Origin of the sequence: Streptomyces sp. NPDC007095 (assembly GCF_040634475.1) — a bacterium.
Taxonomy (GTDB): Bacteria; Actinomycetota; Actinomycetes; order Streptomycetales; family Streptomycetaceae; genus Streptomyces.
Genome location: NZ_JBEYFS010000052.1, coordinates 42613 through 58718, shown reverse-complemented (window position 1 = coordinate 58718; position 16106 = coordinate 42613). Strand labels below are relative to the sequence as shown.

Annotated in this window: 13 protein-coding genes; 6 read left to right on the top strand and 7 right to left on the bottom strand. The window is 69.2% G+C overall.

The window, feature by feature from the left end:
* Positions 1 to 104 precede the first annotated feature (104 nt).
* Positions 105 to 1217: an AI-2E family transporter gene (locus ABZ656_RS19585; protein WP_360269471.1), complete on the top strand. Its 1113-nt coding sequence runs from the start codon at positions 105 to 107 to the stop codon at positions 1215 to 1217.
* On the opposite strand, the gene ABZ656_RS19580 is transcribed toward ABZ656_RS19585, so the two are convergent.
* Positions 1202 to 3337 carry a SpoIIE family protein phosphatase gene (locus ABZ656_RS19580; RefSeq protein ID WP_101399270.1) on the bottom strand — a complete coding sequence of 712 codons (2136 nt, stop codon included), beginning with the start codon at positions 3335 to 3337 and terminating at the stop codon, positions 1202 to 1204. The genes ABZ656_RS19585 and ABZ656_RS19580 overlap by 16 nt on opposite strands.
* Positions 3338 to 3510: 173 nt before the next feature.
* On the opposite strand from ABZ656_RS19580, the gene aspS reads away from it, so the two are divergent.
* Together aspS and ABZ656_RS19570 are read left to right on the top strand one after the other, a co-directional pair.
* Entirely contained in the window at positions 3511 to 5274 is a 1764-nt protein-coding gene (aspS, locus tag ABZ656_RS19575) for an aspartate--tRNA ligase (RefSeq protein WP_054234171.1), read from the top strand.
* A 143-nt stretch (positions 5275 to 5417) separates the two neighbouring features.
* Positions 5418 to 6374 (top strand): intradiol ring-cleavage dioxygenase, encoded by a 957-nt coding sequence (locus ABZ656_RS19570; protein ID WP_360269466.1) that lies wholly within the window; start codon positions 5418 to 5420, stop codon positions 6372 to 6374.
* A 103-nt stretch (positions 6375 to 6477) separates the two neighbouring features.
* Here the strand turns inward: ABZ656_RS19570 and ABZ656_RS19565 are convergent, their stop codons facing one another.
* The 3 genes from ABZ656_RS19565 to ABZ656_RS19555 form a co-directional block, all read right to left on the bottom strand.
* The gene (locus ABZ656_RS19565) at positions 6478 to 7926 is read right to left on the bottom strand and encodes an ATP-binding protein (RefSeq protein ID WP_101399276.1); all 1449 of its coding nucleotides are present in this window, start codon (positions 7924 to 7926) and stop codon (positions 6478 to 6480) included.
* Positions 7927 to 7973: 47 nt separating this feature from the next.
* A complete protein-coding gene (locus ABZ656_RS19560) occupies positions 7974 to 8240 on the bottom strand; it encodes a hypothetical protein (RefSeq protein WP_360269464.1) in 267 nt (88 codons plus the stop codon).
* A gap of 157 nt (positions 8241 to 8397) precedes the next feature.
* A complete protein-coding gene (locus tag ABZ656_RS19555; RefSeq protein WP_360269462.1) occupies positions 8398 to 8823 on the bottom strand; it encodes an ATP-binding protein in 426 nt (141 codons plus the stop codon).
* Between the two features lie 205 nt (positions 8824 to 9028).
* Between ABZ656_RS19555 and ABZ656_RS19550 the strand changes: the two genes are divergently transcribed.
* From ABZ656_RS19550 to ABZ656_RS19540, 3 genes are all read left to right on the top strand, one after another.
* Complete coding sequence (locus tag ABZ656_RS19550) at positions 9029 to 9880, top strand: Scr1 family TA system antitoxin-like transcriptional regulator (RefSeq protein WP_101399281.1); 852 nt, start codon at positions 9029 to 9031, stop codon at positions 9878 to 9880.
* 3 nt (positions 9881 to 9883) lie between these two features.
* Positions 9884 to 10072, top strand: a complete 189-nt coding sequence (locus ABZ656_RS19545; RefSeq protein ID WP_101399283.1) for a DUF397 domain-containing protein — start codon at positions 9884 to 9886, stop codon at positions 10070 to 10072.
* A 135-nt stretch (positions 10073 to 10207) separates the two neighbouring features.
* On the top strand, positions 10208 to 11554 hold the full coding sequence (locus ABZ656_RS19540) for a pectate lyase (protein WP_360269459.1): 1347 nt from the start codon (positions 10208 to 10210) through the stop codon (positions 11552 to 11554).
* A gap of 65 nt (positions 11555 to 11619) precedes the next feature.
* Here the strand turns inward: ABZ656_RS19540 and ABZ656_RS19535 are convergent, their stop codons facing one another.
* The 3 genes from ABZ656_RS19535 to ABZ656_RS19525 form a co-directional block, all read right to left on the bottom strand.
* The gene (locus ABZ656_RS19535; protein ID WP_168493721.1) at positions 11620 to 12096 is read right to left on the bottom strand and encodes a hypothetical protein; all 477 of its coding nucleotides are present in this window, start codon (positions 12094 to 12096) and stop codon (positions 11620 to 11622) included.
* 141 nt (positions 12097 to 12237) lie between these two features.
* Positions 12238 to 13962, bottom strand: coding sequence for a methionine--tRNA ligase (metG, locus tag ABZ656_RS19530; protein ID WP_360269457.1), 1725 nt, complete (start codon positions 13960 to 13962; stop codon positions 12238 to 12240).
* Between the two features lie 191 nt (positions 13963 to 14153).
* Positions 14154 to 15959 (bottom strand): VWA domain-containing protein, encoded by a 1806-nt coding sequence (locus ABZ656_RS19525; RefSeq protein WP_360269455.1) that lies wholly within the window; start codon positions 15957 to 15959, stop codon positions 14154 to 14156.
* Positions 15960 to 16106 lie beyond the last annotated feature (147 nt).

Genomic DNA, 16106 nt, shown 5'->3' with positions numbered 1-16106 from the left:
CGAGAAACGGTCTCGTCCCAAACAGCATCGGCGTGCCGGATAAGTCAAAGGTCAGTGGGTTGATGCGGTGAAGCCCACCCGTTTTCCCCGAGGGCGCCCGGCGGCTGGCCGCCTGGTGCGCCGTGATCCTGCTCGTCGCCGGTGTGGCGTGGGTCGGGATCCGGCTGTGCGGGGAGTTCCGTACGGCGATCGTGCCCGTGCTGCTCGCGCTGCTCGGCACCGCGCTGCTCGGGCCGATGTACCGGCGGCTGGTGTACGTCGGGGTCAACCGGTCGCTGGCCGCGGGGCTCACCTGTGTCGCGGTGGTCGTGGTCGTCGGCGGCGCCGTCTACATCGTGGTCGCCGCGCTCATCGACACCGGGGACCAGATCATCGCCTCCCTCAGGCTGGCCGCGCGGTCCGTCGCCCAGCACTTCGGCGCGGCGGGCACCTCCCTCGACGACCTCGCCGCCAACGCCAAGGACCTGCTGACCAAGTTCGGCGGGACGGCCGCGTCCAATGTCATCAGTGGCGTGAGCGTGGTGGGCGAGTCCATCGCCATGGCCGTACTGGCACTGCTGCTCGTCTTCTTCTTCCTCCGCGACTCCCACCGCACCGCGGGGCTGCTGCGCTCGCTGGCGCCGCGCGGCACCGCGGACACGGTGGAGGCCATGGCCCGGCGCGCCTTCGGCGCCGTCGAGGGCTTCATGCGCGGGACCACGGTGATCGCCCTCATCGATGCCCTGTGCATCACGATCGGGCTGCTGATCCTGCGCGTCCCGGGCGCGGCCGGGCTCGGTGCGCTGGTCTTCGTGGGGGCGTTCATCCCCTACCTCGGCGCTTTCCTCTCCGGCGCGGTGGCCGTGCTGGTAGCGCTCGCCGACCGGGGGTTCGTGATCGCGCTGTGGGCGCTCGGGGTCGTTCTCGCCGTGCAGGTCCTCGAAGGGCATGTGCTGCAGCCGATGATCCAGAGCCGGACCGTGCAGATGCACCCGGCGGTGGTGATGCTGACGATCACGGCGGGCGCGTCCGTCGCGGGCATCCTGGGCATGCTGCTCGCCGTACCGCTGACGGCTGCCGGCTTCGGGGTCCTCGCGGAGCTACGGACCCACTACGAGTCGGCCTCCCCGTCTCCACCGGACGCCTCGTCTCCACCGGCCTCCCCGTCTCCACCGGCCTCCCCGTCTCCACCGGCCTCCCCGTCTCCACCGGCCTCCTCGTCTCAACCGGACTCGTAGAACTCGAACCAGATGCTTTTGCCCTCGCCCCGTGGGTCGACGCCCCAGGAGTCGGCGAGGAATTCCACGAGCACCAGCCCACGTCCGGAGGACGCCAGTTCGCCGGGGTGGCGGCGGTGCGGCAGGTCGTCGCTGGCGTCGGTGACCTCGATCCGCATCCGGCGGTCGTCCGTACCGCCGGTCACCTCGGCGACGAGCAGCGCGTCGGTGTCGGTGTGGACGAGGACGTTGGTCAGCATCTCGGAGACGAGGAGGACCGCCGAGTCGCGCTGGTCGGCGGAGGCCCAGTCGTGCAGCATCTCGCGCAGCTGCTGGCGGGCCCCCGAGATCCGCTCAGGCTCGGCCTGCGCCACGGTCAGCGCGGTGCGGCGCACCGAGGGGGAGAGCGGGGCCGCGACCGTGTCGCCGTACCCCTTGCCCTGCCGGCTCAGCAGCAGCACCGCTATGTCGTCCTCGCGCCGGTCGGCCAGCGGTCCGGGGGTGTGGTGCGAGGAGGGGCCGTGCACGCCCTGGACCAGCGCGTCGGCGAGCTCCTCCATGTCGCCGTCATGGGACTCCAGGATGTGGCGGATACGGCGCCACCCGGTGTCGAGGTCGTGGCCGCCGGTCTCGATCAGCCCGTCGGTGCAGAGCAGCATGGTCTCGTCGGGCTCCAGGGCGAGCCGGGTCGTGGGGTAGTCGGCGTCCGGGTCTATGCCGAGCGGCAGTCCGCCCGACGTGGGCCGTATCAGCACCGTCCCGTCCGCCATGCGTATCGCGGGGTCCGGGTGCCCCGCGCGGGCGAAGTCCAGGATGCCGGTCGCCGGGTCCACCTCGACGTACAGGCAGGTCGCGAAGCGCGGGTCCGCGGTGTTGCCGCCGCTCTCGCCGGTGGAGCCGTACGTCACCGAGTCCGTGATCCCGCACAGGAACCGCGAGGCCCGGGAGAGGACGGCGTCGGGCCGGTGGCCCTCGGAGGCGTACGCGCGCAGGGCGATACGGAGCTGGCCCATCAGCCCGGCGGCGCGCACGTCGTGGCCCTGGACGTCACCGATGACCAGGGCGAAGCGGCCGGTCGGCAGCGGGATCACGTCGTACCAGTCGCCGCCGACCTGGAGGCCGCCGCCGGTGGGGACATAGCGCGCGGCGACCTCCATGCCCGGCATCTGCGGGCCGAGGGTGGGCATCATCGAGCGCTGCAGGCCGTCGGTGAGCTCCCGCTCCGTCTCGGCTGCCACGGCCCGGGAGAGGGCCTGAGCGAGCATCCGGGCCACGGTCGTCAGCACCGAGCGCTCATCGGGCGTGAAGCTGACGGGGTAGGTGAAGGCCGCCATCCACGCGCCCATCGTGCGCCCGGCCACGGTCAGCGGCAGAAAGGCCCAGGACTCCCGCCCGAAGTGCTGGGCGAGCGGCCAGGAGACGGGATAGCGCTCCTTGTAGTCCTCCGGAGAGGAAAGGTAGACGGCCCGGCCCGTGCGGACGACCTCCGCGGCCGGGTAGTCGGTGGACAAGGACATATGCGTGAAAGGGCCCTCGTCCCCCGGCTTCTGCCCGTGGTGGCCGATGACGGTGAGCCGGTCCCCGTCCACGCCGAAGACGGCCAGCCCGTCCGGTGTGAACCCCGGCATCGACAGGCCCGCCGCGACCCGCAGTACCTCGGCCGTGGACCGTGCCTCGGCCAGCGCCCGCCCGGCGTCCAGCAGGAACGCCTCGCGCGAGCGGCGCCAGTCGCCCGTGAGCGGGGTGCGCGCGGCGGTGGCCCCCGAGGGCTCGGTGACCTCCTGGAGCGTGCCGAACAGCAGGAACTCCCCGCTCTCGGGGTCGACGGTCGGCTTGGAGCGGCTGCGCACGGTACGGATCACCCGCCCGTGCTCGTCCATGATCCGCAGCCGGACCTCGGCGAGCGTGTCCTCGGCGACGGCGAGCTGTACGACGCTGACGACCTCGTTCCAGTCGGCCGGGTGGAACCGGGAGCGCATGGCCACCTCGGTGACGGTCGCCCTTTCCGCGGGCAACCCGAGGAGCCGGGCGGCCTCGGCGTCGACGGTGACCTGCCCGTGTGCGTTGTCCCAGCGCCACACGCCGGTCGCAAGGGCGGCCAGTACGTCCCCCACAGCGGGCAGGGGCTCACCAGTGCGCATTGACCCACTGTATGAAGAGGTGATCGGAAGGTGCCACCGAGAGTATTCGGGGTGGTGATCTTTGGGTGGCCGGTACCCTTGGGGGATCCGGGCGTCGGCCCGGAAGTTTCACGTGAAACAGACCCAAGCTCATGTGAAACAGACCCCGATCTGCGAAGACTGGATGAACGACGATGCATCGGTACAGGTCCCACACCTGCGGCGAGCTCCGCGCCTCTGACGTCGGCAGCGACGTCCGGCTGAGCGGCTGGCTGCACAATCGCCGAGACCTGGGCGGCATCCTCTTCATCGATCTGCGCGATCACTACGGCATCACGCAGCTCGTCGCCCGCCCCGGCACGCCCGCCTACGAGGCCCTCGACAAGGTCTCCAAGGAGTCGACGGTCCGCGTCGACGGCAAGGTCGTCTCGCGTGGCGCGGAGAACGTCAACCCGGACCTGCCCACCGGCGAGATCGAGGTCGAGGTGAGCGAGGTCGAGCTGCTCGGCGCCGCCGCCCCGCTGCCGTTCACGATCAACGCCGAGGACGGCGTCAACGAGGAGCGGCGCCTGGAGTACCGCTTCCTCGACCTGCGCCGCGAGCGCATGCACCGCAACATCCTGCTGCGTACGGCCGTGATCTCCGCGATCCGTCACAAGATGACGGCGCTGGGCTTCAACGAGATGGCGACCCCGATCCTCAGCGCCACCTCTCCCGAGGGCGCGCGCGACTTCGTGGTCCCCTCCCGTCTGAACCCGGGCAAGTTCTACGCCCTGCCGCAGGCCCCGCAGCAGTTCAAGCAGCTGCTGATGATCTCCGGCTTCGACCGCTACTTCCAGATCGCGCCCTGCTTCCGCGACGAGGACGCGCGCGCGGACCGCTCGCCGGGCGAGTTCTACCAGCTCGACGTGGAGATGTCCTTCGTCGAGCAGGAGGACGTCTTCCAGCCCATCGAGAAGCTGATGACGGAGCTGTTCGAGGAGTTCGGCGGTGGCCGTCATGTCACCTCCCCCTTCCCGCGCATCCCGTTCCGCGAGGCGATGCTGAAGTACGGCTCCGACAAGCCGGACCTGCGCGCCCAGCTGGAGCTGGTCGACATCACCGACATCTTCGAGGGCTCGGAGTTCAAGGCCTTCGCCGGCAAGCACGTACGTGCCCTGCCGGTGCCGGACGTCGCCGGTCAGACCCGGAAGTTCTTCGACGGCCTCGGCGACTACGCGGTCGAGCAGGGCGCGAAGGGCCTGGCCTGGGTCCGGGTGGGTGAGGACGGCTCGCTGACGGGCCCGATCGCCAAGTTCCTCACCGAGGACAACGTCGCCGAGCTGACCAAGCGCCTCTCCCTGGCCCCCGGCCACGCGGTGTTCTTCGGCGCGGGCGAGTTCGACGAGGTCTCGAAGATCATGGGCGCGGTGCGGGTCGAGGCCGCGAAGCGCTCGGGCAACTTCGAGGAGAACGTCTTCCGGTTCTGCTGGATCGTCGACTTCCCGATGTACGAGAAGGACGAGGACACCGGGAAGATCGACTTCTCGCACAACCCGTTCTCGATGCCCCAGGGCGGCCTGGAGGCGCTGGAATCCCAGGACCCGCTGGACATCCTGGGCTGGCAGTACGACATCGTCTGCAACGGCGTCGAGCTGTCCTCCGGCGCGATCCGCAACCACGAGCCCGAGATCATGCTCAAGGCCTTCGAGATCGCGGGCTACGACCGTGACACCGTCGAGGAGCAGTTCGCCGGCATGCTGCGCGCCTTCCGCTTCGGCGCCCCGCCGCACGGCGGTATCGCCCCGGGCGTCGACCGCATCGTCATGCTCCTCGCGGACGAGCCGAACATCCGCGAGACGATCGCGTTCCCGCTCAACGGCAACGCGCAGGACCTGATGATGGGCGCGCCGACGGAGCTGGACGAGACCCGTCTGCGGGAGCTGCACCTCTCGGTGCGCAAGCCGCAGCCGAAGTAGTCCTCGCAGGGGCATTTCCAGGTACCCCTCCCTGCCTCAGTGGCTCGGAACCGTCGCCGGTTCCGAGCCACTTTTGCGTGTCCACGCAAAACCACAGTCCGCACCCATGTTGCTGACAGGCGGCGTCCCTAGCGTCCCTGCACATGACTGAGAAACAAGAACCGGCGCACAAGCGGAACATGACCCGACGTAAAGTCGTCGTCGCAGGTGGCGCGGCTGTCGCGGCCGTGGGTGTGGGCGGCGGACTCGCCGTGAACGCGTTCGCGGGCGAGACCACGACGGAGGCCTCTGCCTCCTCTTCCGCCACGGCGTCTCAGACGTGCTACACCCTGACCTCGGAGACCACCGAGGGTCCTTACTACATCGACGCGGACAAGATCCGGCAGGACATCACCGAGGGCAAGGAGGGCATTCCGATGACCCTCGAACTCAAGGTGATCGACGCTGACACCTGTAAGCCCGTGAAGAACGCGGCGGTCGACATCTGGCACTGCACCGCGCTGGGCGTCTACTCCGGCTACGAGGCGATGGGCAGCGGCGGTGGCGGCGGCACCCCGCCCTCAGGCGCCCCGACCGACGCCCCCTCGGGCACGCCCACGGGTGAGCCCCCGTCCGGCGCGCCCTCCGGCGGCACGGGTGGCGGCCACTCGGAGCCGACCGACGACGAGCGCTACCTCCGGGGCACCTGGAAGACGGACAAACGCGGTTATGTGACCTTCAAGACGATCTTCCCGGGCTGGTACCAGGGCCGCGCCGTGCACATCCACACGAAGGTGCACGTGGACGGCACCTGGTCCGACGCGGGCTACGAGGGCGGGCACACCTGCCACACGGGCCAGTTCTTCTTCGACGAGAAGTCGGTGCTGGCGTCGGCGGAGGTCTCGCCGTACTCCACCAACACCACCACGCGCACCACGCTCACCGAGGACACGATCTACCCCCAGAACGGCCACACGGGCGGCCTCCTTTACCTCAAGTACGACAAGAAGAACATCGCGAAGGGAGTCCGCGCGCACCTGACGATGGGCGTGGCCCCGGACGAGACGCACGACAGCACGGACACGCAGCCGAGCACGTCGGCGTCGCCCTCGGCGAGCTGACCCACCGGCTCGCTCGGCCCAAAGGGCCCGGAACTCCACTGGTTCCGGGCCCTACGCCAGTGACGTTTCCGGGCAGGGGTGCCGGGGCTCGCAGAGATACGCCTCAGGGCCGCCAGGCCGAGACGACATCCTCTGGACCCCACAGCAGCTCGATCTCGTCTTCGAGCGCCGTCGTACCGGACAGGGACACCACGGCCAGACCAGTGACGCCGGGCGTGAACCCCGGGACCTGTGCGGCGCCCTGTGCAAGCGTTGCCAGGTCGTGCCGGTCGAAGGGGGAGGCCAGCCACTTCACGGAGCCGGCGAAGTACACGCTCCCGGCTACGGGCGCGCGATCCGCGCCGATCAAGTCGATCTCTGGTGAGAACTGCCGGTTCCACCAGCCGCCGACGACTTCGGTATCGGGCCGGGGGAAGCCTTCGCAGGCCGCCGCGGCCAGTTCCAGCGCTTCACGGATCAGGGGCTCGACGGCTCGTCCCCGCCATGTCGTCCAACGCCGCTCCACAATTCGGTACGCGGCTTCGGGGCGCCCGCGCCGGGACAGTTCTTGCGCGGACCGCGTCGCGGCCAGATAGAGACGCAGGTTGCTGTCGGCCACGCGGTAGAGGGCGGGCTTGCCGGGGGCGGTGGACAGGGGCGAGTCGGAGGCGAGCACCCGCTTCTCGTCGGTGAGGCGTCGCAGCAGGGGGGACAGTATTCCGGACGGCAGGGCTCCGCTCCGGCTGCCGGCTGTCGCGGCGATGTTGGCGTACGTACGGTCTCCGCTGCCCACCGCCTCCAGGACCCGGCGCGCCTGGTCGGGGGCCGGGAACTCGGCCAGGAGCGCCGCTTCGGGGACACCGAAAAGCGGTGAGGCCGGGTCGGCGCACTCGGCCTTGATGAAGTCGAGGGAGGGAGTGGCGTGCGGCCAGGCGCGCAGCACACCGGGCAGACCACCGGAAACGAGGTGCGCGTCGATGGCGTCCGCCGCGTTCAGCCCCAGCGCGTCCCCCGTCTCGGCCGGGTTGAGCGGGCCGAGGACCAGGCTGTCGGCCCGACCGTAGAAAGGGCGGTCGTACGCCGTGAGCCGCTCCATCATGTGCAGGTCGCTGCCGAGCAGCAGGAGGAGTACCGGCCGGGTGGCGAGGAGCCGGTCCCATGCGGTCTGCAGCGCTCCGTCGAACACGGGGTCTTGCTCGGCGAGCCACGGCAGTTCGTCGAGAACGACGATACTCGGCGAGTCGGGCAGCACGGCGGCCAGCGCCCGGAACGCGTCGGGCCAGCTGGTGGGGGCTTCCGTCGGCACCAGTTCGGGGTCAGCGGGCAGCGAGGACTCCCGCAGCTCCGCCGTGAGGTCGGTGATCGCTTCCAACGAGGATGCGCCCTTGGTCGCGCTGAAGAAGACGTACGGCCGCCGGGCCAGGTCGCAGAACTCCTGGACAAGCCTTGACTTCCCAACCTGTCTGCGCCCCCTTATGGCCACAGCGACCCCGGCACCGGCGGTCGTGACGCGGTCGAGACGCTTGCGAAGGAGAGCCAGCTCGGCCTTGCGGCCGACGAAGGGGGTGGGCATGGGATCTCCCGGCCTAGGTAGATTCATTCTACGTAGATTGATTCTACCTAGGATTCTGATTTGAGCCCTTCGGGGAACCGGTCGAACAGGTCCTCGGCGCTCGAGACGGTGAGGGCCTCGTCCACCCAGTGGAGCAGGGTGACGGGGTCGTGGCAGGAGCTGATGCGTTCTCGGATGGAGGCCGGGGTGGGGATGTGCCGCTTCTCCAGCAGGCGCAGGACCAGTGAAGCCCGCTCCTCGATCCGGCCGGCGGTGACGCCGCGGAGGAATGTCTCCTCGATGAGAGTCCCACGGCCGGGGAAGTGGCTGCCCACGATGCCTCCGACTTTCAGTACCACCTGTTGTTCGCCTCGATTCTGTTCCGTGTCGTGCCTGTGCCCGGCCGGCGCGCTGGATTCGGAACCTGGGGGGATCGCGAGCCGGGCGTTCGGTCGAAGGGACGGGATCACTCTTCCGGGACGGAAGGAACGTTCACGCCGCCGCGGTCAGTTCGCACCAGATGTACTTGCCGGTGCCGATGATGTTCCTGACGTCCCGTTGGCGGACCCATCCCCAGGTGTCCGCACAGCTGTGGACAAGCGCGAGGCCGCGGCCCGATTCGACGTCCTGGGTGGGGTGTCGGGTCGGGCGGGGTGGTGTGGGGTCCGCGTCCCAGACGCCGATGCGCAGCGTGCCGTTCTCCGCGCGGAGGCGTAGCGCGGCGGGGCCCTTCGTGTGCTGAACGGCGTTGGTGACCAGCTCCGTTGCCAGCAGTTCGGCGGCTTCCGTGAAGTGGGGGAGGTCGTGGGCGGCGAGGATCAGGCGGACGGTACGGCGACAGATCGCGACGGCCCGGGGGTCGTTGGGGATGTAGAGGGTGTACTCCCAGGGTGCGGGGGCCGGTTGGGGTTCATGCATGCGGGACTCCTGGGGGCGAGGTGGGAGTGGGGACGGCGGTGGCATGTCGCGACCGTCGTGGCATGACGGTGCGGTGCGCTTCCGGTGCCCCGGGGTTTCGCAGAGTGTGCGTCGCGTCACTGAAGGTAGAGGAGAAATTTCTCCCGCTGCAAGTCGTTCGCGTAGCCTGACACCCGAACGAGGACCCGTTGAGGAGATGAGTCGCATGGCGCCGAGGAGTCAGCCCAGCGCGCGTCAGGTGCGGCTGGGTGCCGAGTTGCGCAAACTGCGGGACGCGGCAGGAATGTCGGCGCGTGAGGCGGCGGGGCTTCTGTCATCGACCTCGGCGCAGATGAGCCAGGTCGAGTCCGGGCTCTCCGGCGTCAGCGAGGAGCGCGTACGGCGGCTCGCGTCCCTGTACGCCTGTGCGGACGAGGAGTTGATCGACGCGCTGGTCGCGATGGCGACGGATCGTACGCGAGGCTGGTGGGAGGAGTTTCGGGGCGTGCTTCCGCTCGGTTTCCTGGATCTGTCCGAGCTTGAGCATCACGCGCGCTTCCTGAACGTGATCTCCACTGCGCATGTGCCGGGCGTGTTGCAGACCGAGGAGTACGCCCGCTCAGTATTCGCTTACATGGTTCCGGAGCTGCCGGCGAGTGAGTTGGAGCCAAGAGTCGCTCACCGCATGCGCAGGCGGATTGTTGTCGAGCGGGACGAGGCGGTTTCGTACGAGGCGGTCGTCCACGAGTCCGTGCTGCGGACGCGCGTGGCCGATCGGCAGGCAGCGCGAGCCCAACTCGACGAAATCCTGAGGCAGTCGGAGCGTGCGAACGTCACGGTCCGTGTCATCCCCTTCGACGTGGACGGCTTCGCCGGTGCCAACACCTCGATGTTCTACGCGGGCGGTCCCGTGCCCCAACTGGACACCGCGAAGCGTGACGCGCCGCATGGCGGACCGTTTCTGGACGCACAGTCTCAGCTCGCCCGGTTCCGAACGCTCTTTCGTAAGGTGGAGTCGGTATCGCTCGACCCAGCGAAGTCGCGGGACTTCATACACCGTATGGCGAAGGAGTTGTAGCGCGTGATCCAGTGGCAGAAGTCCTCCTACTCCGGAGGCGGCGATGGGGACGAGTGCGTCGAACTCGCCCATCACGACAGCACATTGCTCCTCCGCGAGAGCGACGACCCCGGCCGAATACTCTCCCTCTCTCCCCGCACTCTCGCCGCGCTGCTCTCACGCATCCGCACGGGTGCCTCCTCGAACGGGTGACGGCATCCTCCGCCGGGCGGGTTGAAAAGGCCGGCAACCTTTCGGATCTCCGCGGCCACTGATGAGTCAGAAGCACCGTTCAGCGGGGCTTCGTGCACCACCACACGTGCTCCACAACCACGTAAGGACTCATCCGTGGCATCCCCCTCGCACCGCAGGTCCCTCCGTAAGCGTCGCGCCGTCATCGTCTCTGCCGCCGCCTTCACGGCCGCGGGCCTCGGCGCCGTCGCGTTCGTGATGAACGCGAACGCGGGTACGGTCGACCTCGCGCACCAGGTGCTGCCCGCCAAGGACGGCTGGGCGGCATCCGGGTCCGGGACGACCGGCGGCTCGCAGGCCGACTCCTCGCACGTCTACACCGTCAGCACCCGCGCCCAGCTCGTGAAGGCGCTGGGCAAGGCCGACAACTCCACGCCCAAGATCATTCAGGTCAAGGGTGTCATCGACGCAAACACCGACGACTCGGGCAAGAAGCTGACCTGCGCCGACTACTCCGCCGGTACGGGGTACTCGCTGGCCGCCTATCTGAAGGCCTACGACCCGGCCACGTACGGCACCTCCAAGCTGCCCTCCGGCACGCAGGAGAAGGCCCGCGACGCCGCGCAGCAGAAGCAGGCGAAGAACATCGTCTTCAAGGTGCCCGCCAACACCACCATCGTGGGTGTGCCGGGCACCAAGGCCGGGATCACCGGTGGCAGTCTGCAGGTGCAGAGCGTCGACAACGTCATCATCCGCAATCTGACCTTCTCCGCCACCGAGGACTGCTTCCCGCAGTGGGACCCGACCGACGGCGACAGCGGTAACTGGAACTCCCAGTACGACGCCGTCACCCTGCGCGGCGCGACGCACGTGTGGGCCGACCACAACACCTTCACCGACGCGTCGCACTTCGACAGCGCCAACCCGAAGTACTACGGCCGCGAGTACCAGATCCACGACGGTGACCTCGACATCACCAAGGGCTCGGACCTGGTGACCGTCGAGCGCAACCAGTTCACCAACCACGACAAGACCATGCTGATCGGCAGCAGCGACACCGACAGCGTCGGCAAGCTGCGCGTCTCCATCCACCACAACGTGTGGAAGGGGATCGTTCAGAGGGCTCCCCTGACCCGGATCGGGCAGGTGCACATCTACAACAACTACTTCGACACCACGACCGTCAACGGGTACGCGCCCCTCTACAGCATCAACTCCCGTGCCAAGGCCCAGGTCGTCGCCGAGGACAACTACTGGAAGGTCCCGACGGGCGGGAAGATCTCCAAGCTGCTCAGCGGCGACGGCACCGGTTCGGTCGCCGGCGGCGGCAACCTCGTCAACGGCACCTCGACCGACCTCGTCGCCGCGTACAACGCCGCCAACTCGAAGACGTTGAAGACGACGGTGAACTGGACACCGACCCTGAACGCCGGTCTCCAGACCTCCGCGAAGAACCTGCCGACGGAGCTGGCCACTACCACCGGTGCGGTCCTGACCTCGTAGGGGACGCCAGGGCGCCCGGGGGCGGAAAGCCCCGGGTGCCCAGTCCTCGGATGCCGCCGCGCGGCTCAGGTGTCGTACTGGCCGTTCCACGGCTCGGCGAACGCGAGGCGGTCCGGGTAGAGCTCTGCCCAGGCCTCCTCCTCGTCCTCCCTGATCACCAGGCCGAACAGCACGCCGTCGACGGTGCGTTGGAAGGGGCGGACCGCGATGTCCGTGTAGGAGCGGCGGGGCAGGCTCCGCAGGAGTTTCGCCAGATGGGCCCTGGCCCGGGAGAGCACCGAGTCCGGTCCGTCCGGGGCCAGTTGCTGTTCGGCCCAGGTGCCCGCGCACCAGATCTCCGAGTCGCGGTAGCGGCCCCCGGCGTCGAACGTGTGCAGCACCGTGTAGAGGCGTTTGTGCTGTTCCCAGCCATCGTCGGGACGGTAGCCCTCGGGGAAGGCGTAGGTGATCGACGCCAGGAACTGGCCGTCCGCGTAGCGACCGATGCTCTCGGTGCGGGACTTCGGCTCGTAGGCGATCGGGATGACCGGAGGGACTGCCATGGCGAAACCATACGGGTGGTCAAGAGCATGTCACCAGCGGGGTCGGTTTCCGGCCGAGGGGTGAGACGGAGGGGGTACGGACGACAGGAACGGAGCGGGGCCCGGCACCTCCTCGGTGCCGGGCCCCGCTCTGTGTCGTCGCTACTCCGGTGCGCCGCCGAAGCGCTCCTTGTACGACTCCAGGTCCTCGTCCGTGATCTTGGCGAAGAGGACCGGGGGAACCGTGAAGGGGGTGCCCGCGGGGACGGCCGACAGAGACCTCGCCTCGTCCGCCGAGACCCACACCGCCGTGTCGTCCGTCAGCGCGAACGCCGAGCGCATCGCGCGGGAGGACGCGGGGATGAAGGGCTCCGAGACCACCGAGTAGAGGTGGATCAGGTTCATCGCCGTGCGCAGGGTCAGGGCCGCGCCCTCGGGGTCGGTCTTGATCTCCAGCCAGGGGGCCTTCTCCTCCAGGTAGGAGTTGCCCGCCGACCACAGGGCGCGCAGCGCCGCCGCGGCCTTGCGGAACTGGAGGGCCTCCATCTGGGTCTCGTACTCGGCCAGCAGGCCCGCGATCTCCTCGCCGAGCTTCGCCTCCGCCTCGCCCGCCTCGGCGCCCGCCGGGACCTCCTCGCCGAAGCGCTTCTTGGAGAAGGACAGCACGCGGTTGACGAAGTTGCCGAGGGTGTCGGCCAGGTCCTTGTTCACCGTGGCGGTGAAGTGCTCCCAGGTGAAGGACGAGTCGTCCGACTCGGGGGCGTTGGCGATCAGGAAGTAGCGCCAGTAGTCCGCGGGCAGGATGTCCAGCGCGTGGTCGGTGAAGACACCGCGCTTCTGGGACGTGGAGAACTTTCCGCCGTAGTACGTCAGCCAGTTGAAGGCCTTGACGTAGTCGACCTTCTTCCACGGCTCGCGCACGCCCAGCTCGGTGGCCGGGAACATGACGGTGTGGAAGGGGACGTTGTCCTTGGCCATGAACTCCGTGTAGTGGACCGGGTTCTCGCCGGAGTCCGCCTCGTACCACCAGGACTTCCAGTCGCGGTTCTCCGGGTCCTGGTCCGACCACTCCTTCGTCGCCCCGATGTACTCGATCGGCGCGTCGAACCAGACGTAGAAGACCTTGCCCTCCGCCGCCAGCTCCGGCCAGGTGTCGGCCGGGACCGGGACGCCCCAGTCCAGGTCACGGGTGATCGCCCGGTCGTGCAGGCCCTCCGTCAGCCACTTGCGGGCGATGGAGGAGGCGAGCTGCGGCCACTCGTGCTCGTGGCGCGCCACCCACTCCGAGACCTCGCTCTGGAGCTTCGACTGGAGGAGGAAGAGGTGCTTGGTCTCGCGGACCTCCAGGTCCGTCGAGCCGGAGATCGCGCTGCGCGGGTTGATCAGGTCGGTCGGGTCCAGGACGCGGGTGCAGTTCTCGCACTGGTCGCCGCGGGCCTTGTCGTAGCCGCAGTGCGGGCAGGTGCCCTCCACGTAGCGGTCCGGGAGGAAGCGGCCGTCCGCCGGGGAGTACACCTGGCGGATCGCGCGCTCCTCGATGAAGCCGTTCTCGTTCAGGCGGCGCGCGAAGTGCTGGGTGATCTCGCGGTTCTGCGGGCTGGAGCTGCGGCCGAAGTAGTCGAAGGCCAGCTCGAAGCCGTCGTACACCGCCTTCTGCGCGTCGTGCGCCTGTGCGCAGAACTCGTCGACCGGGAGGCCCTGCTCCTTGGCCGCCAGCTCGGCCGGGGTGCCGTGTTCGTCCGTAGCGCAGATGTAGAGGACGTCGTGGCCGCGCTGGCGGAGGTACCGGGAGTACACGTCCGCCGGGAGCATGGACCCCACCATGTTGCCCAGGTGCTTGATCCCGTTGATGTACGGAAGGGCGCTGGTGATGAGGTGTCGAGCCATCGCGGCTGCTCCCAAGTCGTTACGTGTCGTTACGTGGGGTGACGATCGTCGGTTCTGGTCGTACCGTCGGTCGTCTTGCGAACCTTGAAATCGTAGCCGACATGGGTGGGCCGCCCGCTTCCCCTTTTCAAGGGGTGGGAAACGGGCGGCCGCGTGTGGTTCCTGTTGGGCCTACGGGGTCCTGCGAGGCCCTACGGGCGCCAGTTCTCCAGTACGCCCTCGTAGACCTCCGCGTCGGTCAGCTCGCGCGGGGTCGGGCCCGCGTGGAAGAAGGCCGTGTTGTCGGTCTTCAGCTTGCGGAGGTAGTCGAAGGCCTTGTTGTCGTGCTCACCGAACGCGACGAACGAGAAGAACACCGTGGGGTGGTCCTTCGCCGCGTCCGTGAGGGACTGGGTGGCGGGGGTCTTGGCGTCCGGGGCGCCGTCCGTCTGGAAGATCACCAGGGCCGGGTCCGTGGTGCCGGACTTCTGGTGGTGCGTGACGACTTCTTCCACCGCGATGTGGTAGCTCGTACGGCCCATGCGGCCGAGGCCGGCGTGGAGGGCGTCGATCTTGTTCTCGTGCTCGGGGAGGGTGAGCTCGCCGGTGCCGTCCAGCTCCGTGGAGAAGAAGACGACCTGGACCTTGGCCTCGGGGTCGAGGTGGGCGGCGAGGGCGAGGGCCTGTTCGCCGAGGGCCTGGGCGGAACCGTCCTTGTAGTACGCGCGCATGGACGCGGAGCGGTCGAGGACGAGGTAGACCTTGGCACGGGTACCGGTGAGGTCCCTCTTCGCGAGGGCCGTTCCCGCTTCTTGGTAGGCGGTGGCGAGGTCGGGGGCGTGGGTCTTCAGGTGGGTGTGGGGGGGGGCGGGGGTGGCGGTCGTGCCGGCCTCGGCCTCGGCTTCGCCTTCGGCCGGGTCTTCTTCCCCGCCCGTACCACCCGTGACGCTCTCGTCGGCGGGTGCGGGCGGCCCTGCCTGGGGCTGATCGCCGTCGGCGGCCACGGGCTCGTTCGCGGAGTCGTCCGCCGAATCGGCCGTCGGCTCGTCCGCCGAGGCCGCGACCGGTTCGGTGACCGGTTCGGTGACCGGTTCCGCGGTCGGTTCGGCGGTCGGTTCGGCCGGGACGACCTCAGCGGTGACCGGGGCGGGGATTTCCTCGGCGACCGGCTCGGAGGTCTCCTCGGCGGCGGGCGCGGGGGCTTCTTCGTCTTCGGGTTCGGGGGCTTCCGCGGTGGTCGGTTCCGGGGTTTCTTCGGCGGCGGGCGCGGGGGCTTCTTCGTCCTCGGGCTCGGGGGCTTCCGCGGTGGTCGGTTCCGGGGTTTCTTCGGCGGCGGGCGCGGGAGCCTCTTCGGCCTCGGGTTCGGGCTCCGGGGCGGACACCTCGGCGGTCTCGGCGACCGGCTCGGATTCGACCACGGGTTCCGGCTCGGGCGCGGGCGCCTCCACCACGGCCTCAGCCTCTGCCTCGTCGACCTCGGTCTCGGCCACCGGCTCCGCCGTGACCTCAGGCTCGGCCGGAACCTCGGCCCCGAGCTCGGTCTCGGCCACCGGCTCCACCGCGACCTCGGTCTCGACGTCGGCCGTGGTCACCGGTTCGGGGTCCGGTGCCGGAGCCGGAATCGAAGCGAAGGCGGAGGCGGAAGCGGCAGTCGGCTCCTGCTCGGCCTTCTCCTCCTCGGTCGCCTTCGTCTCCTCGGTCGTCTTCTCCTCCAGTACCGGCTCCGCCGGCTTGGGGACCGTGACGTTGTCGAAGGCCGCCGACACCAGCTCGTCCACCACGGACGACTTGGGTTCCGGCTTCGGCTTCGGCGTCGACGCCGGCTCCGGCTCCGACGAAGGTGCGGGGATCTTCGGCTCGGCCTCCTGGGCAGGAGCCGGCGTGGGCTCCTGCTCGGTGGCCGGGGCCGGGGCCGGGACCGTGGGGGCCGTAGCCTCCGTCGGCGAGGTCTCCGCGTCGGCGTCACGCCCCTGGCGTGAGCGGCCGAACGCGTTCCGCAGGAGAGTGAGAATGCCCATGTGCGCAACCCTTCGCATGAGTTGAAGCCGTCAATCCCTGGCCAGGACGGACACGTAAGGTTAGCGGCCGTCTCCGGCGATCTTGGGCAGGGTCGGGTACCGACAGGTAGCGGTGTCAAGAGCGTTATCAAGACCCCTGCGAGAGCG

What these genes read in the sequence shown, in the direction of transcription:
- ABZ656_RS19580 (WP_101399270.1), bottom strand. Translation starts at nt 3,337, where the DNA reads ATGCGCACTGGTGAGCCCCTGCCCGCTGTGGGGGACGTACTGGCCGCC.
- aspS (WP_054234171.1), top strand. Translation starts at nt 3,511, where the DNA reads ATGCATCGGTACAGGTCCCACACCTGCGGCGAGCTCCGCGCCTCTGAC.
- ABZ656_RS19570 (WP_360269466.1), top strand. Translation starts at nt 5,418, where the DNA reads ATGACTGAGAAACAAGAACCGGCGCACAAGCGGAACATGACCCGACGT.
- ABZ656_RS19565 (WP_101399276.1), bottom strand. Translation starts at nt 7,926, where the DNA reads ATGCCCACCCCCTTCGTCGGCCGCAAGGCCGAGCTGGCTCTCCTTCGC.
- ABZ656_RS19555 (WP_360269462.1), bottom strand. Translation starts at nt 8,823, where the DNA reads ATGCATGAACCCCAACCGGCCCCCGCACCCTGGGAGTACACCCTCTAC.
- ABZ656_RS19550 (WP_101399281.1), top strand. Translation starts at nt 9,029, where the DNA reads ATGGCGCCGAGGAGTCAGCCCAGCGCGCGTCAGGTGCGGCTGGGTGCC.
- ABZ656_RS19535 (WP_168493721.1), bottom strand. Translation starts at nt 12,096, where the DNA reads ATGGCAGTCCCTCCGGTCATCCCGATCGCCTACGAGCCGAAGTCCCGC.
- metG (WP_360269457.1), bottom strand. Translation starts at nt 13,962, where the DNA reads ATGGCTCGACACCTCATCACCAGCGCCCTTCCGTACATCAACGGGATC.
- ABZ656_RS19525 (WP_360269455.1), bottom strand. Translation starts at nt 15,959, where the DNA reads ATGGGCATTCTCACTCTCCTGCGGAACGCGTTCGGCCGCTCACGCCAG.